General features: G+C 39.1%; 14 protein-coding genes and 1 riboswitch. Of the genes, 8 read left to right on the forward strand and 6 right to left on the reverse strand.

Annotation, left to right across the window (positions count from 1 at the left end; all coding sequences use genetic code 11):
* Positions 1–117 precede the first annotated feature (117 nt).
* On the forward strand, positions 118–7,044 hold the full coding sequence (locus DXB63_RS02065) for a DUF4465 domain-containing protein (RefSeq protein ID WP_158563612.1): 6,927 nt from the start codon (positions 118–120) through the stop codon (positions 7,042–7,044).
* 200 nt (positions 7,045–7,244) lie between these two features.
* Here the strand turns inward: DXB63_RS02065 and DXB63_RS02070 are convergent, their stop codons facing one another.
* Entirely contained in the window at positions 7,245–8,345 is a 1,101-nt protein-coding gene (locus tag DXB63_RS02070) for a T9SS type A sorting domain-containing protein (RefSeq protein WP_122124723.1), read from the reverse strand.
* Between the two features lie 202 nt (positions 8,346–8,547).
* A riboswitch (cobalamin riboswitch) is annotated at positions 8,548–8,748 on the reverse strand.
* A gap of 207 nt (positions 8,749–8,955) precedes the next feature.
* Between DXB63_RS02070 and DXB63_RS02075 the strand changes: the two genes are divergently transcribed.
* Positions 8,956–10,176, forward strand: a complete 1,221-nt coding sequence (locus DXB63_RS02075) for an ROK family transcriptional regulator (RefSeq protein WP_122124724.1) — start codon at positions 8,956–8,958, stop codon at positions 10,174–10,176.
* Positions 10,177–10,255: 79 nt separating this feature from the next.
* Here DXB63_RS02075 and DXB63_RS02080 read toward each other — a convergent pair whose 3' ends face one another.
* From DXB63_RS02080 to DXB63_RS02095, 4 genes are all read right to left on the reverse strand, one after another.
* On the reverse strand, positions 10,256–13,552 hold the full coding sequence (locus tag DXB63_RS02080; protein ID WP_158563613.1) for a carboxypeptidase regulatory-like domain-containing protein: 3,297 nt from the start codon (positions 13,550–13,552) through the stop codon (positions 10,256–10,258).
* A 57-nt stretch (positions 13,553–13,609) separates the two neighbouring features.
* Entirely contained in the window at positions 13,610–15,427 is a 1,818-nt protein-coding gene (locus DXB63_RS02085; protein ID WP_158563614.1) for an Omp28-related outer membrane protein, read from the reverse strand.
* A 461-nt stretch (positions 15,428–15,888) separates the two neighbouring features.
* Entirely contained in the window at positions 15,889–17,682 is a 1,794-nt protein-coding gene (locus DXB63_RS02090) for a cell wall metabolism sensor histidine kinase WalK (protein WP_122124727.1), read from the reverse strand.
* Complete coding sequence (locus DXB63_RS02095; RefSeq protein ID WP_122124728.1) at positions 17,679–18,368, reverse strand: response regulator transcription factor; 690 nt, start codon at positions 18,366–18,368, stop codon at positions 17,679–17,681. The genes DXB63_RS02090 and DXB63_RS02095 overlap by 4 nt, the downstream gene beginning before the upstream one ends.
* A gap of 379 nt (positions 18,369–18,747) precedes the next feature.
* Here DXB63_RS02095 and DXB63_RS02100 point away from each other — a divergent pair, with 379 nt between their 5' ends.
* From DXB63_RS02100 to DXB63_RS02125, 6 genes are all read left to right on the forward strand, one after another.
* Positions 18,748–19,938: a hypothetical protein gene (locus DXB63_RS02100; RefSeq protein ID WP_122124729.1), complete on the forward strand. Its 1,191-nt coding sequence runs from the start codon at positions 18,748–18,750 to the stop codon at positions 19,936–19,938.
* 36 nt (positions 19,939–19,974) lie between these two features.
* The gene (locus DXB63_RS02105) at positions 19,975–20,682 is read left to right on the forward strand and encodes an MBL fold metallo-hydrolase (protein WP_122124730.1); all 708 of its coding nucleotides are present in this window, start codon (positions 19,975–19,977) and stop codon (positions 20,680–20,682) included.
* 16 nt (positions 20,683–20,698) lie between these two features.
* Positions 20,699–21,076, forward strand: coding sequence for a VOC family protein (locus tag DXB63_RS02110; RefSeq protein WP_122124731.1), 378 nt, complete (start codon positions 20,699–20,701; stop codon positions 21,074–21,076).
* A gap of 23 nt (positions 21,077–21,099) precedes the next feature.
* Positions 21,100–21,948, forward strand: coding sequence for a DUF3805 domain-containing protein (locus DXB63_RS02115; protein ID WP_122124732.1), 849 nt, complete (start codon positions 21,100–21,102; stop codon positions 21,946–21,948).
* A 110-nt stretch (positions 21,949–22,058) separates the two neighbouring features.
* Positions 22,059–23,924 carry an ABC-F family ATP-binding cassette domain-containing protein gene (locus DXB63_RS02120; RefSeq protein WP_122124733.1) on the forward strand — a complete coding sequence of 622 codons (1,866 nt, stop codon included), beginning with the start codon at positions 22,059–22,061 and terminating at the stop codon, positions 23,922–23,924.
* Positions 23,925–23,931: 7 nt separating this feature from the next.
* On the forward strand, positions 23,932–24,807 hold the full coding sequence (locus tag DXB63_RS02125) for a histidinol-phosphatase (RefSeq protein WP_122124734.1): 876 nt from the start codon (positions 23,932–23,934) through the stop codon (positions 24,805–24,807).
* Between the two features lie 218 nt (positions 24,808–25,025).
* On the opposite strand, the gene yihA is transcribed toward DXB63_RS02125, so the two are convergent.
* Positions 25,026–25,631 carry a ribosome biogenesis GTP-binding protein YihA/YsxC gene (gene yihA, locus DXB63_RS02130; RefSeq protein ID WP_122124735.1) on the reverse strand — a complete coding sequence of 202 codons (606 nt, stop codon included), beginning with the start codon at positions 25,629–25,631 and terminating at the stop codon, positions 25,026–25,028.
* Positions 25,632–25,655: the final 24 nt, after the last annotated feature.

Consider the following 25,655-nt stretch of genomic DNA (forward strand, 5'->3'; position numbering starts at 1 on the left):
GAACTTGAAGGGATGCCATATATCTTTTCATCTCTTTTATCTCCTTATGACATAAGATTATTCAATGGTTTAGGATTTTATTAAGATTCTATATAAACCGTTTAATTTATTATGCTTATGAAGAGAATTGTTACATTTTTAATTGTATTGCAATTAATGTGTATACCGATGTTTGTGGGAGCACAGAGTATGTCTTCTCCCGGAGAAGAGTATACGATGCCGAAGAAAGATGGAAATTTGGGTGAAAAAGAAGTAGACGGATATCTGACATTCTATGATATGGGAGGGAAAGATGGCAATACTGTTGCTTATTATGCAGGCAAAATATGTTTTGTTCCTAAAAATATGGGTGAGCAGATAGAGATTACTTTTGATGAAGTTGATTTATCTGGAGTTGCTTCTGTTTATGTATATGATGGAGATGTGGAATTTGCATCATACAGTTCTGATATACCGGAAAATCCTTTAGCAGAGCTTTCCGGAAAGCTTTCTAATCAAACATTTGTTTCTACAAAAGGTAAATTATCTGTTCTTTATCATTGTAAAGGAAGTGCTTCCGGTACAGGCTGGGTAGCTACAGTGAAGAGTTTGGTTCCTAAAGAAATGTCTTATGTCGGTATTGTAGCTGACCAAAGTATTATCACTTCGGCACATTTGGGCAAGAAAGGTCAACCAATAATTGCTGTGAATGTAAAAACGGATGGTAGTCTGAATCCTTTTTCTGTAGATGAAATTAGTTTTAATTTAGATGGTACAACATCTCTTACGGATATTAGTAATTTGAAGGTTTGTTATACAGGTAGTGGAAGCTCTTGTAGTGAAAAGAATTTATTTGGTGAAATTACTGAAGTTGCGACAACATCTTTTGTTGTAAAAGGAATGCAGATATTGGGCTCAGGTGATAATTATTTCTGGTTGGTTACTGATGTCAAGCCTGATGCTACACCAATGAATAAGATTGATGCTTCATGTACATCATTGAAAGTTAATGGAGAAGAAAAAGTTCAAACTTCACTTTCTCCGGAAGGTGATATAAATATAGATAATCTTGTTTTGATATCTGAAACTCCGGTTACTTACAGTGTTGGAGCTAATCCGATTGCTTTCTATGATGATGGAGGTAAAGACGGAAATATATCCGAGAATTTTAACGGACAAGTGACTTTTCAACCGACTACTGTTGGCAAGAAAGTCATGATTGATTTTACAAAAGTAGATTTGTTTGAGAGTTCCAATAAAAATGAAATTCTGAAGGTCTATGATGGAAAAGAGGCTAAAGCTACTAATTTAATTCAGCAGATTAAAAGTGGTGAAACTGTACTAATACACTCAACGTCTGAAGATGGAGCCTTGACTGTTACTTTAAATTGTGATACCGGTTTTCCGAAAGATGGCTTTGAAGCGGAGGTTTCTGAGTTTACTCCGGAATCAATGACTGTAAGTGAAATTCTCTCGACTCAATATACAGAAGGTACGGTTGCGGCCGGAGATGTTAATCAGCCGATATTATCTTTTAATATTAAAACGGAAAATACAGAACCGGTATTAACAATCAATAAATTCTCCTTTATCACGGGAGGTACTTTTGATAAACTGGTAAAAGCAACTCTATATTATACTAAGCGCAACAGTGCTTTTAGTACAATCACTAAATTGGGTGAAATAGAAATTACTGCGGATGCTTTTGAAATAACAGTGAATGATCCCGTATCCTTGACGGAAGGCGACAATTATTTCTGGCTGACTTATGATTTGTCTGAAAAGGCTGTTGATGGAAATATAATTGATGCCGGAATCGTTGGTGTGACTTGTTCGGACGGAGAACATCTTATAACAAATGGTAATCCGGAAGGTAATCGTATCATAAAGAATGAATATTTTTCAGTAGTAGGAACTTATGAGAAAACGGTACAGGGAACATGGAACTTTAAGAATACTCCTAATCCCGGTATAGGTTATGATGGTTACGATCCGGTATCAGGAGATCAGATTGTAACGTTTATACCTGCCACTCCTAATATGGTTATGGAGTTGGAATTCAGTGATTTTCATATATATTATGCAGCCGGATCGTATGGGGTAAAAGCGAAATATGAGATATATAGTGGAAAAAGCGTATCCGGTGAAAAACTTTGGGAGTTGATGTCTGCGGATGATAAGGATAAAGGACCGGGACGAATAATTCGTTCAAAAGCAGCGGACGGCTCATTGACGGTTGTGTTTAATGCGAATACAACTTCTTCATATTATACAGCTAAAGGCTGGACGGCAAAAGTTCGTGAATATCTGCCTAAGGATATGACTTATGACGGAGTGGAAGTTGCTCAGGCTAATGTTGAATATGTGGCGAGTGGAAGTGCCAATCAGGAAATACTCCGTCTGAAAATAACAACAAGTGGCGATAAAAATCCATTGCCTCTGAACAAGGTCTCTTTAAACCTGAAAGGAAGCCAAAACAATATTGATAAAGTTTCTGTCTTTTATACCGGTAAGAACAATGTTTTTGCCACGGACAGGCTGATTGGTAGTGTTGATGTGACAGGAACTGAAGAATCTGTGGATATTCCTATGAGCGAGGAGTATCTCTTGGAAGAAGGTGAATGCTATTATTGGCTAGCTTATAGTCTGAAAGTAGATGCCGAACCCGCTCAAAAGGTAGACGCGAAATTACTTTCTCTTACTATTAATAATGTAGCCCAAACGGTAACCGACGGAGACCCTGAAGGTGAACGGGAGATTAAGAATATCTATCTGATGCCGACATCCGGACATGAAATTGTTCAGGTAGGGGAATACCCGTATATGTTTTATGACGATGGAGGGGCTGACGATAAATATAGCAGTACGCAAAATGGTTCGGTAACTTTTGTTCCGGCACAAGGACAAGTTATTAAAGTTGTGTTCAAGCAATTTAAAACAAGTTCGGGAGACTACTTGAGATTTTACAATGGAGATGAGGATAGTAAAGATTTGTTATCTGAATATACAATGTATTCTGAACCAGAAATTCCGTCTGCTCTTTTGTCTGATGCACAGGATGGTTCACTTACCGTGAAGTTCAATAGGACGGGGTATAGCGTGAATGACGGTTGGGAAATAGAGGTTACCTCTTATACCCCGCTTCCTTTAGCGTATGGCTCGGTTACTACCACCGCAGTGAATCGTAAACAGCTTTTGGGAGGCTCTTTGAATGAAAAAATGCTTTGCATAGCGGTAGAAACCACCGGAGACAGGGGCTCATTTACTATTGATGAACTTTCATTTGCCGTAACCAATTCTACCCATCTTTCCGGTATGAAAGTTTTCTATACGGGGACAAGTAGTGTTTATTCCTCGGAAGCTGTGTTATTCGGTACGGAACAGACAGGAGATGCTCCCGTCTTTTCAGGAAGCCAGTCTATTACCGAACCGGGTACTTATTATTTCTGGTTGGCTTGTGATATAAAGACAGATGCGGAAGTAGGCGCCGTCATATCTTTTGTACCTGCCGGTATTACAGTTAATGGTGGTATCGCAGATTTGGGCACTCCGGAGACGGCGACACTGACAGTGAAAGACGGCTTCCATGGTACGCATACAGTAGGTGTTAACGGTGAATACAAGACCCTTGCCTCTGCTATTGAAGATATGGGTATAGATGGTATTAACGGACCGGTTATCTTGGAGTTGGAAAGTGGTACTTATGATGAAGCGGTTATTATTCCGGAGATAGCGGGAGCTTCTGCCACTAATACGATTACTATTAAGTCTGCGACAGGTAATTATAGCGATGTGACAATTTGTTCTTCGAAATATAACGTTGGAGGTTACGGAGATGCCGATAATGGTATGCTGACCATTTTAGGCGCCGACTATCTGATAATAGATGGTATTAAGTTTATTACGACAGATCAGTCTTATCCGTTCTTAATGGATATTAGAAATGCAAGTAACTATGTGACTGTGCGTAATTGTTATTTCCAGCGTCCGGTAGAATCTACCAATAAAAGGCATTTACTACATACGGGGTTTGTTAATCAATCCGTAGACAATATGCCGGATACGAATCTGACAATCGAGAACAATGTTTTCGAGGGCGGCTATATCGGTCTTGAAGTGGGTGGCTATAATGCAGTGGAAGGTAATCGGAATTCTGGTACTCGCGTACTGAATAATGTCTTCAGGAATCAGTATTCTAAAAGTATTTATGCAAAATATGATATAAGTACATTAATTGAAGGAAACACCATCACAAGAGATTGTGACGGAACAAGTGAATATTGCGGAATCGATATGCTTTTGGGTTATGAAGGTGTGAATATAAGAAATAATAGAATTACTTTATCCGGAAACTATCTGATTGGAATGAAGATTCGTCCGATTATAGGAACAGCTACTACGCATGGTCATATATATAATAATGTGATAAACGTAGAGGCGACAGGAAGTACCAGTTCGTACGGCATACATATAAGTAATACTCTATGCGCATATCTTGATGTTGTAAATAATACGGTTCGCATAACAGGAACAGATACCGCAAGCTCAGGTTTCTTTAATACCACAAGGAGTTTGGGAGTAACGCTTCAGAATAATATCTTCCAAAACGAAGCTGGAGGATATGCATATCGGCTTAACAGCACATCTTATAATGTTCTTACATTTAATAATAATATGTTGTATTCATCCGGTGAGGCACTCGTTAATACTGCTGATCTTTTGACGATGGAACAATGGTTGGCACTCGGAAAGGAAACCGACAGTTATAATGAACAAGTAACATTCTTATCCGACGAAATACTTGCTCCTAAGTTTGTGGGTAATCTGAATAATGGAAAGCCGTTAGATTTTGTGACAACGGATATTACCGGAAACCTTCGTGATGCGGAACATCCTACCATTGGTGCTTATGAATATGTAGAGCCGACGGTTGCTGCAATGGAAGATGGTTATCCGAAGCTGACAGGTAACGTTAGTTATAATACGGCTATGGTACTTGTGAAAGTAACAGAGAATGCTGAGGCTTATTATGTATGCAAAACGGAGAATGAGGCTCCTGCTGCGGAGGATGTTGTTGCTACCGCTCATAAAAGCTCTGTATCGAAAGGTCAGGAGATAACAGTGCAGTTGAATGACCTGAAATCGAATACGGACTATTATGTGTTCTTTGTGTTGAAGACTTTGGCTAATGATGTTTTATCCGACGTTTATTCTTTGGATATGTTTACAACTACTTATCCACCTACCGTTATCTCGACATTTGAAGATGTAACGGAGACAGAAGGAACTTTTGAAGATGGAACAGCTTCATTTGAAGGTTTTGTGGTTGAAGAAATAGAAGACGGTGTAGGTGAAGATAACCATAAGGCAGCACGTATGAGTGGAAACAGTGCAACGGTTACACTGACCAATACAAGTACCGGTTTGCAGCTGACAGGCTTCTATTTGAAATCGGATGCCGGGGTGACTGTTACCGTATCTAACGAACAGAGCAAGACGATTGCTTCCACCAACGGTAAATGGATATTCTGTAACCTGAAAGATATGGGAGAACTTACTTCTGTAACTCTTACCACTACGGGTACGCAAGTCTTTATTGATGATTTCAGCGGTACTCCGCAACCTATTGCTCTGATGATAAGCGGAGCTTCGGATGACATGATTGCTGCCGGAACGGAAGTTACTTTGACTCCTGACTTGTATGGTGGTGTACCTCCTTATACGTATGAATGGGCGGATGCCGGGCTTCAGGTTTTGTCTACGGAAAGAGCTTACAGCTTCACCGGAGATATAACGAAAGATTATACATTGACAGTTGTAGACGCTTGGGGTGCAAAAGAAGAAAGCGCCGTTGCGGTAAAAGTGATAAGTGAAGCTAAGGTTGCTACTTTTGAGGAACTTTACTTGGATGAAGAAAGCTATTGGAATAGAACGAATGCAGATAATGGCGATTATTCTTTCTACAGCGGGACTTATAAATTCCTAAATAATGTAGGCACAGAGGATGAACAGAAATATTGGAACGGATTCTCTTATTCTAATGTAACTTCTACTGTCTTTACCGGTGAATACTGGAAAGAACAATATTATTCAGCCGTAGGCAGTGGCGTAGATAATTCTAAGAACTATGCCGTAGCCTATGTATCCGAACCGTCGAAAGTAAAAGTCGTGGTGGCAAATTCGGAAAATGATGATGTTATCAAAGGATTTTATGTATCTAATACGGCTTGGGCTAAAAAGGTTATTCTGGATGGAGACGGCTTGACTCAGGGAGATGAAGGTTTCGAGAAAGGCGACTATTTCAAGTTGACAGCTACCGGGATAAAAGCAGATGGAAGCACTGCCGGCAGTCTTGATTTCTACTTAGCGGATTATCGCGGAGAAAATGAAGCGGATTATTATTGTTTGGATAGCTGGCAATGGTTTGATATGCGGGCATTGGGTAAAGTGAAAGAGATTTCGTTCTCAATGTACAGTACTCAATCAAATGAATTTGGAATGACGACTCCTCTTTATTTCTGTATGGATAACTTTAATGGCGAAAGAAACATCGCTGCCGGAGAAGCGCAAACATTTAGTTTGGGTGACTCTTCACTAAGTCTGGATAAATTCTTTACTCCGGATGATGCTGACGCTACGGTTACTTATCATATCGAGGATGCTTATAATGAAACGGTGCTGGATGCTTCTTTGGCAGATGGTATGCTTTTGATTAATGGAAAAGAGAATGGAACGACGGATTTGGTGGTAAGTGCCCTTCAAAAGGGAAAGAAACAGTTTGTCCGTATCCCTGTCACCATTGATTCGAATATCGGTATTACCAATACATTACTTCATGCTGTTTCTATTTATCCGGTTCCGACGGTCGATAAACTGCATATCGCTACGGATATGGATAACTATCAAATAGAGGTGATTGCTGCCAATGGAACTATGATGCTGCTTAGAGAGGGTAACTCCGGTGATACATCAATCAATGTCAGTGGGTTGGAAAATGGAATCTACTTATTGAAGATTAGTAATGCGGGCACTTCTATAATCAAACGGTTTACGAAAGTGAAATAGAAGAATCGGAGTTTTGATAAATAACGAGCCGTATCGGGATGCCGGATATTATCCGTTTCCGATACGGCTTTTTAAGTTCATGGAAAGGGGATAGGAGGGTTGAAAAAAGACATACGGTCGATTGAGAACAAACATACGGTCCTTTGTTTGCAAACGATAGGAGTTTGTGAACAAAGGACCGTATGCTAAAAAACAGGCATTTATTCTACATGGATTTTTTGTATCTTGTTGCCTATCCGTATGATATATATTCCTTTTTCCATATTCAATGATGTGCTCCTGTTCCCACTTTCATGTTGCCATTGCGTGAGTAATAATCCTTGTGTATTATAAAGATAGACGTGAGAGTTGGTTTCGCTTTCGATTATTAGTTCCCCGTTTTGATAGTAGATGGAGGTGAGTCTCTTTCCTTTCTCTGTAATAGATACTGCTGAGGGGTGCAGATCTTGCACATCACTGATTTCGGTGGAGATTTCGCCGACTCCGCCGCCAATCTGTTGGTTGACTGCCGTATAGATCCTGACAAAGTCGATACCGGAAAGATGGACCTTTTCTCCTTGACTGTTGACAGCCCAACTAATGTCGAAACTGCATCCTTCTTTTGAATATAAGTTATCCGCATATCCGTAGGCATAAGGTTTCATTATCCACATACCCGCCTCTTCATTATATACTCCGTTATCCGGCAAGCGTGCGCCTTTAAAACTTAATTTGTCGGATTCTATCCATTTCGGGTAATGGGCGTGGGCGTGATTATAGCTGCCGGATACTATCCCCATATATTTCACTATACCGCTTTTCCCTTGATTGTCAGTCCATGTTACATCCATATCTTCTCTTTCCGGACGTGTATAAGTGATTTCATAATTGTGTATGGTAGATTCATTCCCATACTCAGATCCGGCAAGCTCATACCACTCATCATCCGGCAAACCATTCCGATTGGTATCAACGGATACCATGACTATACCCGGTTCTGCACTTGTATTATAATTGTTGGCATTGCCGTAAATCAATAAATCCTTTTCTCCTTCAATATTGAGAACGGTATGATCGAATCCAACCGTAATATAACCACCATAAGCACCGAGGCATACTAAATTCCCCTCATTTAAGTTGTCCAAGCATTTGTTTGCCATTGTTTCCGCATTGTCACCTTCTTCATATAAGGGGAGTTCGTGTATGAACTGGCCGGGCGCAGGGCAATATTCCAATACTTTAGTAAGATAGGGTTTATTCTGTGCCATCGTGACGGATATGTTTAACGTGGCAAGTGCTATGACAAACAGTTGTTTTCTCATATATTATTCATTCTTTAATTTTAATACCCGGGTGAAATCACTTCAGCCGGGTATCGGATTAATAAACTTGGCAGAGTTTATTTGAAATTATGTCCAGTTAAAAACTAAAACAATAAACTTTTCCCGGAATTGTGTGAAACGTAAGAGAAACATTGTATTTCTACAAGGTTGTTCTGGGTCTCTCGCTTTTTCCTCGAAAGCTTCAGATTGTTATATGTACGGCAGGTCTTCTGACTTGTTTCGACCGATAGCGCCTTCCCGAATTTGTGTTCAGTGGCAATGGTTATTGCTCTCGGTATTGCAATGAAACTTACAGCAGCGGGACTGTTCAGGATTCTCACCTGATTCCCTTTTAATCGTTTCCCCTGAAAAAGGAATACGAACCAATACGGAGCAAAGGTAATTAAAAAAACGCGTAGCGCAAGTAATATGATATAAAAATGTGGTTTTGCTCTAAAATGATGGCTCTGTTGGCATGAGAAGGGCTTTATCGAATGATATTATCTCTTATTTGTTTGGTGCAAAATCTCCAAATTTGAATAAAATATTTCAAATCGTTGCAAGATTCAATACTTTAATGTATCTTCGAAACCTATTAATCTAGAAGCATATGATTTTATCGGAATTATTGGATTCTCGTGAACAAGTACCCTTGTTAACTCTGAGGATGATCAAGCTTAAAAGAAGCATTATCAAATTACTAACAAATGAAGAAAAAACGATAGTAGAACTTTGTAAAGAGACAGAGTTTAGTATTCCTACGGTTACAAAAGTTCTTGCAGAATTAATGGAAGCCGGAATCGTTTTTGAAAAAGGAAAAATAGGAACGTCAGGTGGTAGAAGACCTGTGATCTATGGTGTTAATCCAAATTCAGCCTTTTTTATGGGAGTGGATGTTAAACGGGACTCTGTGAGTTTCGGACTCCAGAATTTTAAGAATGAGCTGGTTTATGAGGCTATTCGTTTACCTTATAAACTGGAAGACAACATGGAATCTCTTGATGTCCTTTGTGGTATGATTAATGAGTTTGTAAGTACCTTACCTATTCCTCGGGAAAAAATAGTGAGTGCCTGTGTTGTATTTACAGGAAGAATAAATTCTGAGAAGGGGTATAATAATACTTTCTTCTACTTCGAAGACGCTCCTTTGGATAAACTGATCGAGTCGAAAATTAATATAAAAACGTTTATTGAAAACGATTCCCGGGCTATGCTTTATGGAGAGTATTGCAGTGGAGATGCCGGACGAAAGAAGAATGTTATTTATTTGAATATAAGCTGGGGATTTGGTATTAGTATCATTTGTAATGGTGAACTTTACTATGGTCAGTCCGGATATTCCGGAGAGTTCGGACATAGTCCCATTCTCGACAATGAAATAATCTGTGAGTGTAGCAAGAAAGGTTGCATACAGACAGAAATGTCGGGCGAAACAATACTACGTTTATTTAAGGAACGTCTTAAAGAAGGAAGTACATCGATGCTGACGAATAAAAAGCCGATAGAAGATATTACGATGTATGATATAATTCATGCCGCAACAGAAAACGAGGATTTATTGGCAATTGAAGTGATAGAGAAGATAGGAGAGAAGTTGGGACGTTATCTTTCTTTGATTGTGAATGTTTTTAATCCTGATATGGTTATTCTTGGAGGAGATATGGCCGCTGCCGGGTCTTATATCGAATTACCGATAAGAACAGCTCTTTATAAATATTCTCTGAATCTTTTGTTGCAGGATATGACTCTTAAAGTTTCATCACTTGGTGAGAAGGCGGCTATTATAGGTGCTTGTTATATTCTTCAAAAAAGATTATTTGCCAATGAATAGATTTAAGATTCAATAAAAGATAAAGCCGCCTGGAAAATTTCCGGGCGGCTTTGTTTTTAAGGTTTAGGTCTTATTCTACTTACTTAATAAGAACTTTATTGAAAGAAACTTTGTTATCTGTTTTCATTTTCATGACATAGAGTCCGCTATTCCAGTTAGATACATTCACTTGGGCAGTCGAATAAATCCCTGTTAAACGACCTTGCATATCATAGAACGAAACTTCTTGTATATCATCACTTAAAGTAATGATTTCGGATTCTGAATTATAAGAGAACAGTTGTTCTTCCTGTACATCTTCAATACCGTTGGCTTTTTCTATTTTAAACATCAGTTCAGCGAAATCGGAATATTGTTTTTCATCATTAGCCATTGGATAGACGGCTTGCACTTTGACTATGTGTTTTCCTTCGGATAGGTTATCGAATGTGACAGATCTTCCGTTTGTTTTGGCCATCATTTCTTCGTCCAGATAGACTTCATAAGTTGCCATTTTATTAAATTCGGTTTCTTTATAACCAATATAAATGTCATCCAGAACAAAGATGAAACGTTGATTGGAAGTACATCTGATTGTGATATATTTGGCTTCCTGAGGAATATCATAGGTAAACTCGGTCCATAATCCGCCAACTGTTTGTGGAGTGGCCGTTATCCATTCTACATTTTCCGGAGTAGCACTTTCTTTGCAATAACCCACCATGAATTCTTCGTCACCTGATGTTGCATAGAATCCGGACATAGCGTAGAAACTCAATACAAAATCAGATTCAAATGATAGTTCCGGAGAGAAAAGATAATCGTTATTCTGACCCCCTTCTTCCAAAGAAACATCAATCAGAACTTTATCTCCGCTGTGAGGTTGGATATATTCTAATAAATTGGGTGTTGTGGCATTGGGATTGAATGACATATAAGCCATCGGAGCATACATGTTGGGGTATGGACTGTCTTGACACATTGCTATTCCGAAAGTAGTACCTTGATCTCCATCGAGATAAGTCCACCCTAACTCTCCGGCAGGATTGATAGTGAAGTCATCCATGTTCTCAAAATCTTCATGAATTCCTTCTTCCACATTCCAACTGAAGGTGATGTCTGTTGTGCCTTCTGCCTGATTTGTCTTTAAGTTGAATGGTTTTACAGGTATTAGGCTAAGCGAGATGTAATCGTTGTTTTCGTTACCGTCAGTAAACCAAAGTTCGTCAGACTCTGCTTTTTCAAATCCTTTTTGAGAAGCATATAGGTTATAGATACCTTTTCTTACGTTCTCGAAAAGTGTATTCGGACCTTCTGCTACTTTTGTGTATACGTATTCCGGTTCTTCAATGTTCTCAAGAGTGAGAATTGTACCTTTCGAGAAATCTATAGCTGTATTTGTTTCGACTTCTATCGTAACATTCGTATACATCTGATGTTCTATTTCGTTGGAGTAGCTAATGTCGGAAACTTGTCCATCTGCATAGATAGCTTGAACGGCATATTGATAAACACCTTGTTCTAACTGTTTGAAATCTCTGTCTATATAAGTCAAATCTTTTATATTTGGCTCCAGCTCTGTCCAATAATCCATATCTTCTTTATCTTCCATATTAAATCTCCATACTTTGTATGTGAATTGTCCGATAGCTTCTGCTTTTCTGGGTGTCATGTGGTATTCCTTATTTGGAGCGATACCTTTTTTGCGAATGCAGGAGATGCCATCGCTTTCAGTTAAAGTGCTGGTTTGATAAGATTTAGTATTATTTGAATACGGATTCTTGTTTGGTGCCATTTGTGGTATTCCCAGAGGTGAACCTAATGCACGAATAAAAAAGTTTCCACTGCTATGGTTTGATAATCCTTTCGTATAGTCGAAAGAAGCACATGAATGCTCTCCGCTACTTTCCCAGTCTAGAGCTAATCCTAAGTATCCATTATAACCTAATGCCAATACGCATCCGTATGGTGCGGTAATGGTTTCCGGAAAATAATATTCGCACCATGTATAATTATCACCATAATCATAATCAACGTTAGGAACTCCTTTTTTAGAGTATAAGATATTATTGGATAAAGAACCATCAGGATTCAATGAGAATACATATAAGTCTACAGTTTCGTGAGGTCCCCCTTCTTTGGTAAGCATCCAACTCATGCCGGATACGACAAGCGGAAAATCAAAAACATTCCCCATAACAGTATTTTCTCCTACAGTTGGTCCCGAAAGTCCGGTCATACCTTCGCAACTCCCGTTATCATAAGCAATCTCTGTCTCTTTAAGCGGCATCATCCATGATAATAACATTCCGGAATTGATTTCTTCAGCATTGACATTAGCAGGAGCTACTACTCTTGTCTTTAATACGATAGTTGAGAAATCAATAGTAGCGTCGGTGACGGAGAATACATCTGTATGGGTAACTTTCAAATCCTTTTCAATCTTTAATTGATATTTATCATATTCCCGCACATTTTCTATTGTGAAGATTCCGTTTTCATCTGTTGTCGTTTCGTAAGATAGTTCACCTTTGATTGTAACAAAAGCATTTTTCACAGGAGTACCTTCTTCGCTCATAACTTTACCCGTAACGGTTTCAAGATTCATTGCTGTTAATAGAATCGGATGGTCAGTCTTGTTAAAGGCTTGTATCGTTACGTTTTCTAACTCAAGAGGGTGATGTCCGTCTGCTGTTACTGAAATTTGATATTCTCCTGCCGATAAATTATCGAAATGATATTTACCTTCGGCATCAGTAGTGAATTGCATTCCTTCATAATCAGTGTCGTTTTTTAAAGAAACTTCTGCTCCCTCCACTTTTTCCCCTTTTGAGTTAGTTACTGTTCCTTCCAAACTCCCGTCTGTGAATTCTGTAATTTGAAAACTGTATATGTAGTATATCCCACTCCATGCAGGTGATGTGATATGGAATCCGAAATTATACTCTCCGGCTTCTAAATCTGCCGGCAACTTAATAGAAGCGTAAGTCTTCATATATTCTTCGGTGTAGATCGTGTCTAATAAAACAATGTTTTGACTTTCAACCGTGTTTCCTTTTCCCATAGTGATGGTGATATGTTCCGGGTTATAATAAATACCCATTTTACTTTTCAGGGTGTATTGTTTTCCTCCGGTTAATGATATTTTGGGAGAAATATACCAATCGTCGGCAGCTTGTTCAAAGCTCATTCTATAACAGGCGGCAAGATCATTTCCTTCCCAATACCATTGTAGGTCATCATTATTGGCATTGATAACTGTCCATGAGTTAAATTCTTCTTCTGTATTGAAACCACAGAAGTAACTATCGGTTGGAGTTTCTGTTGTAACTCCGTACAAGTGTTGTGAGCTAATGCCCAATAACAGCATGATTAATAAAAAGTTGAAATGTTTCATAGTGGAATGAATTAAGTGTAACATTAAAATAAGTATCGAATAGTTTATCATATAGCACTATCGGGTTATGATAAACTTAAAAGAATAAGATGAGTCTGCCGTATGTAGCTTGATAAAATATATTCCTTCACTTAAAGAACATATATCTATTTCGCTTTTAGGTTGGTTTATCTGTTTTATTAAACATCCTGCTGTATTATAAATGGAGGCTGAATTATATTCTCCGCTTACATAGATATACCCGGCAATTGTATTTGCATATATTTTAGGTCCTGTTTCTTGTTGATTCGATTCAATGGAAGAAGGATCCGGATCTAATAAAGTCGCTTCTTCCGAATTGTAAACCTGACAATTATTGGAACTTATTTGGTCGCTATTTGCTATAAAAGCTATGACATGCATGTTCTTGTCAACCCATTCTGCCGGAATCGTAAAGGTATAATCTTTAGAATGGAATGTATCCCCTGTAAATTCTATCGGATCTCCCCAAACGGAAGTTAGAACTTTACGTATAGCATGGCTGTGATAGTATTCATTTGGATTATCTGCTCCTATTTGAGTGCCTAAAATATTGTCTTCCGTAAGAACAATGTTTAAGCATATGTTACTACCCTTTAACCGACTGACATCTCCCGAAGGTATTTGCCCGAATGCGGAGACTGTTAATGAACGGGTATTGGCATCATACTTTTTATTCATATTCAGACTGATTAATGCCGGAGTAGACATACATTGGTCTATTAGTTTTGAAACATTTTCACGACGTGGGAAGAAAGCCGGGCCGGGTGTGCTGCCTCCATTTCCATTATCAGCTCCATATTTTGTCAAGTTTGTACGGTCTAACATCATGCCTGGTGCATAATGATTTCCACCACTTTCGTTTGAAAAGAAGAATAGGTATTTGCTGCTTTCATCTATTGTTAATGCATCTGTACCGTATCCGGAATGATGTATTATTCTTATAACATCTCTTTTATATTTTAATGCATTATCCAATGTTTTATGGGCATCGGGACAGTTGATACACTCCATAGTAGAAAATTGTTCTAAGAGTACTTTTCGATTAGTATAATCCTCTTTGCAGATTATGTTTTCAAAATATCCGGTATTGTTTGTATCATCTTCGTCTATCTCTCCATTCACTTTATTGATTTTAATATCTAAGTTGTAGATACCGCTTTCATCTATAATCATATCATCTAGAGATACCATACCTATATCATTGCTTTTTATAGATAAATTTTCAATTAGACGAGTGACTGGTTCTTGGTCTTCAACAGTATAAGTTACTTCCAGATTATTGATGTCGGCAGCTGCCATATTTCTGATGATTAGATCAATAGGAGACTCCATTCCCGGATGTGCATATTTTCTGGCAGAGATATTATTTAAGCAGACATCATTCTGAGGTAGATGGTCCCCATTGATGATAGCTTGCAGGTTTAAACATCCTCCGGGTTGGTGGGGCCATGATAAATCTTCTTCTTTTTGACCATGCGCTAACCAATTTGCGTAATTGTTATCTGCACTACCGTCAAATGATATGACTTCTCCGGAACTTGTATATTGAAAGCCGATAAATAATTCTTCTCCGGAGATATTAAAAGGAGTATCTAGGGTAATGTCATTCCATCCGGCTTCGAACTTTTCTATTTTTTGGATATAAAGTGGTTGCTTTTCTAAATTGTTTGTTATGAATATGGTATTGTTCTGTTCCGAAAGTTCTTTTCCGATAGCAAGGCGTATGCTGGTTATCTTATTTCCTTTTAATTTCTGCATATAAGATTCCGGAAATTGTATGGCTCCTTTAATGATAACACGGATACTCGTTCCTAAATTCAGATTTAACCCTCCTTCGGTATATCCTATTTTCATAGTTGTACTTTTAGAAGAGCCACTAATTGAACTGTTGATGTTTGCAGTGATGAAACATGTGTGTAGCAGTAGAATCTGCAATAATAGTAATTTGGTGTACTTACACATAGTGATAAAGATTATGGTAAAACAAATGTTATGAATTATAATAAAGAGAACTATCGCTAGCCGGAATACTTATATTGCCTTTGACAGTGCTGAACCTTGCATATTTGAGATATTAAATATTTAATTGATTTAAATATCTCAAGTGCAAAATTAAATTTAAATAATAATTAAACAAAATTGTTTTTTATGTTATAAAAAATTGAATACTTAAAAAGAGTATATTAATTGTTAATACGTATATTAAAGAAGTAATATTGTTGACTATTAAGAATATGTATTATGTATATAAATAAATATACCTCTGAGCTGCTTTAATGGCTCAGAGGTATACTTATAATAATAACGTGGGATTGCTATTTTGCTAAAGTGAAGATAAACTCCAAACCTCCGCCTTGATTATTCTTGGCAGAGATATTACCACCATGTATAATAACTGCATTTTTGACAATAGCTAATCCTAAACCTGTGCCGCCTAATTTGCGTGAACGCCCTTTGTCTACACGGTAGAAACGTTCGAACAATCGGTTTAGATGTTCTGATGCTACGCCTATGCCTGTATCGGAGAAACTAAAATAGTAATAGTTTTCGTCTTCACGGAAACATTTGACGGTGATATTGATATTATTTCCTGCATAAGCAATGGCATTGTCCGTCAGATTGCGGAAGATAGAGTAGATAAGGGAAGCATTTCCGTGAACTTGCAGGTCTTCCGGTAGAAGATTGATTGCCGTAATCTGTTTCTCTTCTAATTCTAATGCTACTTCGTTGAAGATATTGCGCATCATGGAGGATATGTCTACCTTTCCCATGTCGATCATTTCCGGTGCTTCGTCCATACGGGTCAGTACGGAAATATCCCGAAGTAATCTTGCAAGCCGATTGCTTTGTGCGAAGCAACGCTCAAGGAATGTATCTAGTTTTTCTTTAGGAAGATTATCGTTGTTGACGATAGTCTCCAGATAACCTTGTATACTGCTGACCGGAGTCTTTAGCTCATGAGCGATATTTTGTGTCAGTTGTCGTTTCAAACGGACTTGTTGTTCTTCTTGTGTGATGTCGTTTATGGATATTTCAAAACTGAGATCTTGAAAGATGATGCATTCCACATTAAAGATACGCCCGTCTTTATCTATTGTGATAGCCTTACGCTTTTCACCTTTTCCGGTAGGACGTTGACGGCTGTTGCTTATAAAATCGGTTATATCCTTTAGTTCTGGGATGGAAAATACCTCTTCGGTTATTGTCAGATTATGGTCTGAAATCAGGTTGCTGTATTGTATGAAGAGGCTGTTCACTAAGATTTCCTGTTTTTTGGAATCAAAGATACCGAGTCCTTCATGGGATATTTGCAGGTGGGTGATTAGTTTTTCCCGTTCGATGTATAATGCTTCTTTTGTTTCGTGCAGACGTTTGTATATCTGAATGATATGCTGTGATATTTCTCCTAATTCATTATGAGGGAAAGAAGAGCGGACTCCTGTTTCAATCGGCTCATTACGGTCGGCACGCATGGCAAATTCTTGTAGTTGCTTAATGGAAGTGCCCAATCTTCTGGTAAAGTTATAAAAGATAATGGTGAGTATCAGGGTAGCGATTAATGTGAACCATACGAAATGCGGATCGGCTTTCAAGTTATTGATAAGGTTTACATTATAAGGCAACGCGCTTCTTAATATGAATTTATCTTTATAATATTTGGCTGAATAGAAATAAGGCAATCCCATACTTTCAGAGGTGCGGTTGATGGCGAATCCCGTACCGTTGTGGAGGGCACGTTGTATCTCCATCCGTTGGCTATGATTGCTCATCTGAGAGAGGTCTTTTTTTTCATTGTCGTAAATAACCTTTCCTTCCGGAGTGATGACAGTTACCCGAAGCTCATCAATATGATGACCTTGTATGTATTCATCCAATTCTTTTCTTAGACTATCGTTATTGATTTCTCCTTCTATGGCCGATAGTTTTTCATATAGCCGGTCGTTATAGTCTTGCAGACGGGAATCGAGTAATTCCGTTTTGTATTCTTTTTCCCGATGATATTGATAGGTAAGGAAACATCCCGCGAATACAAGAAACAGCGACATGACGGAAAGAAACAGTTTCCAACTGAACGGGAAGAAGAACTTCTGCATAACCGATGGGTTTATTCACATTCAAAACAATAACCGTATCCCAAACGAGTGACAATACATTTGCCATAGATACCGATCTTTTTTCTTAGTCGGGTGATATTGACATCGATGGTGCGGTCGAGTACATAAACTTCGTCACTCCATATCTTGGATAGGATGTCTTCGCGGGAGAAGACCCGTCCCTTATTTTGTAATAAGAGAAACAATATCTCAAACTCTTTTTTGGTAAGAGCTATTTCCATATCGTCGATACAGACTTTTTTCTTGGTAATATCCAAAACGAGTGTCTTATAACAAATCTGTTCCGGCACATCATCCGGCTTATCCGTTGCAGTGCGGCGGATAACGGCTTTGACACGTGCGATGACTTCACGAAGAGAGAACGGTTTAGAGATATAATCATCGGCTCCGAGATTGAACCCGGTCATAGTATCATTCTCCGTATCTTTTGCTGTAATGAAGATGATAGGTATGTTGGCCGTACTTTTATTCTTCTTCAACATATTCGCCATCTTGAAGCCTGATATTTCTCCCATCATAACATCAAGCAATAATAAGTCATAACTCGTCAAATCCTTCTTTAAAGCTTCTTCGGCAGAGTTTGCTGTGTCTACCCAATAACCTTCATTTTCGAGGTTGAATTTGAGGATTTCACATAAATCGTCTTCATCGTCAACTACTAAAATACGATAATCATTCATGGCTCTTTGTGTTTTGAATGTACAAATCTAACTATCTTTCTTTAATCTGCTGCAAAGATGGAACAATTTTGTTACGAAGAAGTGAAATGTACATTACATTGGTGTGACAAATTGTGCGGAGAATGAGGTCTGACGGTCTTGTCGATCGATTCGTTCAGCCCAGCGTAAACGAATGAACGACCAAGGTGAAACGCAAGGTTGCCCAAGGGTAAACGATAGGCTTCCCAAGGGCAAACGATTCAAACGTCCGCATCTTTACCTTAAACGCTTCGGTGTAAAAGATGATTAACTGCCTAAAATAAGCGGATACGCTTTCATAGTTCTGAACTATTTCTTATTTTTACCGTTTCATTTAAGTACACTTTTTAGACACGAGGGAATGAGGATTTTAAAAATAAATAAATGGAAACTATCTGCGGTCGTATTGTTTCTCCTGTTTTTAGTATTGGGAGGAATGTATATCTATCGTTACGAGCCTTTCCGTGAGAGTTTTGAGATAAGCGATGACCTTGGCGGGAATATATTTCCATCGGCACTGCTTTCTACCGCTACGACGGATGCGCAGATTATTGTGCCGGGTGACAGTGTTTATTTGGGGAATCCGAAATCGTGCATCGCCGTTCGGGTCAGATCTCGTAATGCTTATAGTAAAGTGAGGATTAACGTGGCGCAGACTCCTTTCTTCTCGGAATCTGTATCGGAATTTATTTTAGAGAAACCTCGCACGGATTATTTGATTTATCCCGATATTATATGGAACTACGAGGCGTTGAAAGATAATAATCAGGCGATGCCGATAAGTATTGCCGTTACGGTGGAGATGAACAAGGAGAACTTGGGACAGAAAGTAAAGACAATGTCGGTGAGAAGCGTCAATGAGTGTTTGCTTGGGTATGTGGACAGTGCGATGAAGTTTCACGATACCGGTATCTTCTTTGCGGCTTACGTCAATGAAGAGCATCCGATGATTGATAAATTATTGCGTGAAGCTCTCAATACCCGTATTGTAAACCGTTTTTGGGGCTATCAGGGTGGGCGAGAAGATATTGTAGACAAGCAGGTTTATGCATTGTGGAATATCTTGCAGAAACGTAATTTCCGGTATAGCTCCATATCCAATACAAGTCTGTCATCCAATGTGGTGTATGCGCAACGGGTTCGGACTTTCGATGATGCTTTAGAGTCGGCACAGGTCAACTGTGTGGATGGCACGGTATTGTTTGCATCTTTGTTGCGGGCTATAAATATAGACCCTATCCTGGTACGGACACCCGGACACATGTTCGTAGGTTATTATATGGATAGTAAGCATACGAAGAAGAATTTTTTGGAAACAACCATGATTGGCGATGTGAATCTGGATGATTTCTTTCCGGACGAACAGCTTGACTCAACAATGGTCGGTAAGTCGCAAAACCAAGTTTCAAGGATTACTTTTGAGAAATCCAAAGAATATGCGAATAAGAAGTATAATACGAATGTGGAGGGAATACACTCCGGCAAACTGAACTATATGTTTCTTGAAATATCCCGTGATATCAGGCAAAAGATACAACCAATCGGCAAGTAGCAATGTTACAGTAGATGGAATTAAAACAATAAACGTATGAAGCTGACTTATATTTATCATAGCTGTTTTGCCATAGAAGGAGAATGGTTTACGATTATTCTGGATTACTTTAAAGATGCCGGAGGTATTGTTCACGACTATTTGTTGACACGTCCCGGAAAGTTTTACGTGATGGCGACTCACTTTCATCCCGACCATTTTAACCCTGAAGTGTTACGCTGGAAAGAAGAACGTCCCGATATCATCTATATCTTTTCGAAAGATATATTGAAACATCGCCGCGCAGGTAAGGAAGATGCATTATACCTGAAGAAACTGGATGTTTATGAAGACGATACCATCCGGGTAAAAGCGTATGGTTCTACAGATGTGGGAGTCTCTTTTCTGATAGAAGCGGAAGACAAGAAGATATTTCATGCGGGCGACCTGAATAATTGGCATTGGAATGAAGAATCTACGCCGGAAGAGATAGAAACGGCAGAAAAAGCATACCTCGGAGAATTGAAGATTATTAATAAGGATATAAAGTCGGTGAACCTTGCCATGTTTCCTGTTGATCCGCGCTTGGGAAAAGACTATATGCGTGGAGCCGAACAATTTGTCGACAGGATACAGACCGCTCTGTTTGTTCCGATGCATTTTGATGAGGAATATGCTAAAGCAAATGCCTTTAAAGCCTATGCGGAATCCAAAGGCTGTGAATTTATAAGTCTTACTCATGTAGGACAAACTGTTGAATTTTAATAAATAATATACGATTATGGAAGTAAAAGGAAGATTCGATCATTTTAATATCAATGTCCTTGACTTGGACAGGAGTATCAAGTTTTATGAAGCTGCCTTAGGTTTGAAAGAGGCAAGACGTAAGGTTGCTCAGAATAACGAGTTTATTTTAGTATATATGACGGACGGGCAGTCAAACTTTACATTGGAGTTGACCTGGCTGCGCGACAGGCGTGAACCGTATAATCTGGGTGATAATGAAAGTCACCTCTGTTTTCGTGTGGCGGGAGACTATGATAAGATTCGCGAATATCATAAGTCGATGAATTGTGTATGTTATGAGAATACGGATATGGGACTTTACTTTATCAATGATCCGGATGATTATTGGATTGAAATATTGCCGTTGATGTAAGATATAAAACAGACAATGAACAAATGAATACAAAAGGAAAGAAATTTATATCTCCGGGAGCATGGTTCTCTTTGGTCTATCCTCTGGATTGGTGTGAGTTTGAGGATACGGAAAATACTTTCTTATTCTATAACCCCGATAAGTGGACGGGGAACTTCCGTATTTCTGCTTTTAAAGCAGACCCGAAACTACCGGAAGCCATGAGTTATGCCAAAGAGGCTTTGGAAGAAGAACTAAGGGATAACTCTTCTGCTGTTCGCATAAAGGTCGGCGAATGGGATTGTGCTTATAGCAAAGAGATGTTTCAGGAAGAAGGAGTATATTATACTTCTCACATCTGGATTACCGGCAGGGGCAATCTTGTCTTTGAATGCTCCTTTACCGTGGCGAAAGGTGGTAATGTGAAAGAAGCCGAAACAATCCTTTCATCTATCGAGGTAAGAACTGAAGGCAAACGTTATCCGAAAGAAATTATTCCGATTCGTGTATTGGAAATCGGTGAGGTAAACGAGGCTTTCGAATGGGCGTCTTCTACGGTAAAGAAGCAGTTGAAAAAAGATTTCACTTCGTCTGCGGAAGATATTGTCAAGTTGCAGCAAATGATCGATAGTGGTAACTTTAATGCAAAACAGCGTGATGCGTGGTATTCGTTTGGTATTGCTTTCGGCACTATTCTGGTGAATGAAATAGACGGAATGGAGTGGGTTACCGTAATAGATGGTAATCGTGAACTCCCGGCGCTTCGTTTCGGTGAGACGGATGTGATGGTTTATCCTCAACAACTGGTTTGGGATAAAGTGAAAGAGGGAAAATCCTGCCATCTGCAACAGGAGTTTGAAAAGATAAAGGAAGAAGTGGAGAAAGTGATTTGATATCATCTTTTTCTTTAAATACATTAAAAGAGCATGTTATTAGGCCACCTTGCCTGCTAACATGCTTTTTTTCGTATCTTTGTGTCCGAAATAAAGAATCCGAGAACAAGATGGTAAGTTACATGCAAGTAGAGGGACTGACAAAATCTTTTGGAGATTTGGTCCTCTTTGAAAATATATCTTTCGGTATTGCCGAAGGGCAACGGATAGGGTTGATAGCTAAAAATGGAAGCGGAAAGACTACCTTATTAAATATAATAGCAGGGAAAGAAGGATATGATGCCGGGAATATCATTTTCAGACGTGACCTTCGCGTGGGGTATTTGGAACAAGACCCGCAATATCCTGAAGAACTGACGGTACTCGAAGCATGCTTTCATTCGAATAACGGTATCGTGCAATTGATAAAGGAGTACGAACGGTGTATGGAGACAGAAGGTCACCCCGGCATGGAAGAACTGTTGGTTAAAATGGAGCATGAGAAGGCATGGGACTATGAGCGGAAAGCTAAGCAGATTCTTTCACAACTGAAGATTCGTAACTTTGAGCAGCAGATTAAACATCTTTCCGGCGGTCAGTTGAAACGTGTAGCTTTGGCAAACGTCTTGATTACCGAACCTGATTTACTTTTCTTGGACGAGCCTACCAACCATCTGGATCTGGATATGACGGAATGGTTGGAAGAATACCTTCGTCGTACGAATATTAGCCTGCTGATGGTCACTCACGACCGTTATTTCCTTGATCGTGTCTGTACCGAGATTGTCGAAATAGACAACCGTCAGATATACCAATATAAAGGCAATTATAGTTATTATCTGGAAAAGCGTCAGGAACGTATTGATTCTACCAATGCGGAAATTGCCCGTGCGAATAATCTTTATCGTACGGAACTCGATTGGATGCGGCGTATGCCCCAGGCACGCGGACACAAAGCCCGTTATCGTGAAGAGGCTTTCTATGAATTGGAAAAGGTGGCAAAACAACGTTTCAATAATGATAACGTTAAGTTGGAAGTAAAAGCATCTTATATCGGGTCAAAGATATTCGAGGCAGACCATTTATATAAGAGTTATGGTGATCTGAAAATATTGGAGGACTTCTCTTATATTTTCGCCCGTTATGAAAAGATGGGTATCGTTGGTAATAACGGAACAGGAAAATCTACTTTTATCAAGATTCTAATGGGAGAGGTAGAACCGGATAAAGGAGTGATTGATGTTGGCGAGACGGTGAAGTTCGGCTATTATTCGCAAGACGGGTTGCAATTTGATGAACAGATGAAAGTCATTGATGTGGTACAGGATATTGCAGAGGTGATAGAGCTTGGCAACGGTAAGCGTCTGACTGCCTCTCAATTCTTGCAACACTTCCTGTTCACTCCGGAAACCCAGCATAGTTATGTCTATAAATTAAGCGGAGGAGAACGTCGTCGACTTTATCTTTGTACGGTTCTGATGCGTAATCCTAACTTCCTTGTACTGGATGAACCTACCAATGACCTTGATATTATCACACTAAATGTACTGGAAGAATATCTCATGAACTTTAAGGGATGCGTGATTGTCGTTTCCCACGACCGTTATTTTATGGATAAAGTAGTGGACCATCTACTCGTATTCAACGGACAGGCCGACATTCGTGATTTCCCTGGTAATTATTCGGATTATCGTGATTGGAAAGAGGCGAAAGCGCAGAAAGAGAAGGACGCAGAGAAACCGAAAGAAGAAAAGACAGCCAGAGTCCGTGAGAATGATAAACGTAAATTGACTTATAAGGAACGTTTGGAACTTCAACAGATAGAGAAAGACTTGGAAGAATGGGAGCAGGAGAAATCGGACATTGAAGCCGCTCTTTGTACGGGAACACTTTCTTCGGATGAACTGACTGTAAAGTCTAAGCGTATAGCCGAACTTGTTGATTTAATAGATGAAAAAACAATGCGTTGGCTTGAATTAAGTGAAATAGAGGGATAATATTTATATGAATACTAATACTAATACTAATCTGACTAACTATCATAGCCATTGTTCGTTTTGCGACGGTCGTGCACCGTTGGAGGATTTTGTAAAGGCAGCTATTGAACAAGGCTTTACTTCATATGGCGTATCTTCCCATGCTCCGCTTCCGTTTTCTACCCGTTGGACAATGGAAAGAGAGGATGTACCTCCCTACTTGGAAGAGATTGCACGCCTTAAGCAGAAATATGCCGCAGAAATAGAACTGTATTCGGGTATGGAGATAGATTATCTGGATGAGGACAGTAATCCGTCCATCAGCTATTTTCGTGAGCTGCCGTTGGATTATCGCATAGGTTCGGTACATATGTTGGAATCTTTAGAAGATGGTATTATTGATATTGACGTTTCTAAAGAACGTTTTCGTGTCCTTTTACCCTTGTATTTCGGCAATGATTTACAAAAACTGGTGAATACTTATTATGATAAGTTGATGCGAATGGTGGAATTGGGAGGCTTTGATATTGTGGGGCATGCGGATAAAATGTCTTATAATGCTTCTTATTGCCAACCCGATTTGTTGGAACAGGATTGGTATAATCGGCGGATACACGAATATTTTGCATTTATAGCAGAACGTGGTTTAATGGTGGAAATCAATACAAAAGCATACCAGACAATGGGAGTCTTTTTCCCTAATATTAAATATTTCCCCTTATTGAAAGAACTGCATATCCCGGTCTTGGTGAACTCGGATGCTCATTTTCCGGCTAAAATAAACAGTGGTAGAACAGATGCCTTAAAGGCTTTGAAAGAAGCAGGAATTGATGAAGTCATGGAATTGCATGGAGGGAAGTGGGAAGAAGTTTGTATTTGTGATACTCTGTTTGTGAACCATTAAAGTAATAGAATAAGCAAACTAAAAACGCCTAAGGAAGTGTTGTCCAACGCCCCCTTAGGCGTTAGCTAACGCTCCCTTGAGTGATGGTCAACGCTTCCTTAGGCGTATGACGATACTCCCTTGAGTGATTAAGAAATGACATGCGGTCGATTGAATAAAAACATACGGTCCTTTGTTTACAAACGATAGGAGTTTGCAGACAAAGGACCGCACCTTTATTAATGTACTTTGGAGTCTTGATTGATATTCTCGATATAATCCAGAATTTCTTTTCTTCCCTGTTTCTTCTCGGCTGAAGAAACAAAATATGGCGGAAGCTCTTCCCATGTCTCGTGGAGCTTACGTAAGTATCTGTTTACGTTATCCTTTTGCTTCCCGGCAGTTAACTTATCGGCTTTGGTAAAGATGATAGAGAAAGGAATCCCGTTTTCTCCCAGCCATTCAAGAAATTCCAAATCTATCTTTTGAGGTTCCAGACGAATATCTATCAGAACGAAAAGATTGCTCATTTGCTCCCGTTCCAGAATATAATCCTCAATAATTTTTTGTATCTTCTCTATCGCCTTTTTACCTCGTTGAGCGTAACCGTATCCCGGAAGGTCCACCAAATACCATTCCTTATTGATGAGAAAATGATTAATCAGCAAAGTTTTTCCGGGAGTGGAAGAGGTCATTGCCAATTTGGGACTTTTGGTCAGCATATTGATGAGGCTGGATTTACCTACATTGGAACGTCCGATAAACGCATATTCCGGCAAGTTCCCGGTGGGACATTTGGTTACGTCCGTATTACTGATGATAAATTCTGCACTTAGTATATCCATTACATTCTTTTTTAGATTACAAAG

The organism is Bacteroides sp. OM05-12 (assembly GCF_003438995.1).
GTDB lineage: Bacteria > Bacteroidota > Bacteroidia > Bacteroidales > Bacteroidaceae > Bacteroides.

Excerpts from the sequence above, each read along its gene's own strand:
- DXB63_RS02065 (WP_158563612.1), top strand. The coding sequence starts at position 118 with ATGAAGAGAATTGTTACATTTTTAATTGTATTGCAATTAATGTGTATA.
- DXB63_RS02070 (WP_122124723.1), bottom strand. The coding sequence starts at position 8,345 with ATGAGAAAACAACTGTTTGTCATAGCACTTGCCACGTTAAACATATCC.
- DXB63_RS02075 (WP_122124724.1), top strand. The coding sequence starts at position 8,956 with ATGATTTTATCGGAATTATTGGATTCTCGTGAACAAGTACCCTTGTTA.
- DXB63_RS02080 (WP_158563613.1), bottom strand. The coding sequence starts at position 13,552 with ATGAAACATTTCAACTTTTTATTAATCATGCTGTTATTGGGCATTAGC.
- DXB63_RS02085 (WP_158563614.1), bottom strand. The coding sequence starts at position 15,427 with ATGAAAATAGGATATACCGAAGGAGGGTTAAATCTGAATTTAGGAACG.
- DXB63_RS02095 (WP_122124728.1), bottom strand. The coding sequence starts at position 18,368 with ATGAATGATTATCGTATTTTAGTAGTTGACGATGAAGACGATTTATGT.
- DXB63_RS02100 (WP_122124729.1), top strand. The coding sequence starts at position 18,748 with ATGAGGATTTTAAAAATAAATAAATGGAAACTATCTGCGGTCGTATTG.
- DXB63_RS02105 (WP_122124730.1), top strand. The coding sequence starts at position 19,975 with ATGAAGCTGACTTATATTTATCATAGCTGTTTTGCCATAGAAGGAGAA.
- DXB63_RS02110 (WP_122124731.1), top strand. The coding sequence starts at position 20,699 with ATGGAAGTAAAAGGAAGATTCGATCATTTTAATATCAATGTCCTTGAC.
- DXB63_RS02115 (WP_122124732.1), top strand. The coding sequence starts at position 21,100 with ATGAATACAAAAGGAAAGAAATTTATATCTCCGGGAGCATGGTTCTCT.
- DXB63_RS02120 (WP_122124733.1), top strand. The coding sequence starts at position 22,059 with ATGGTAAGTTACATGCAAGTAGAGGGACTGACAAAATCTTTTGGAGAT.
- DXB63_RS02125 (WP_122124734.1), top strand. The coding sequence starts at position 23,932 with ATGAATACTAATACTAATACTAATCTGACTAACTATCATAGCCATTGT.
- yihA (WP_122124735.1), bottom strand. The coding sequence starts at position 25,631 with ATGGATATACTAAGTGCAGAATTTATCATCAGTAATACGGACGTAACC.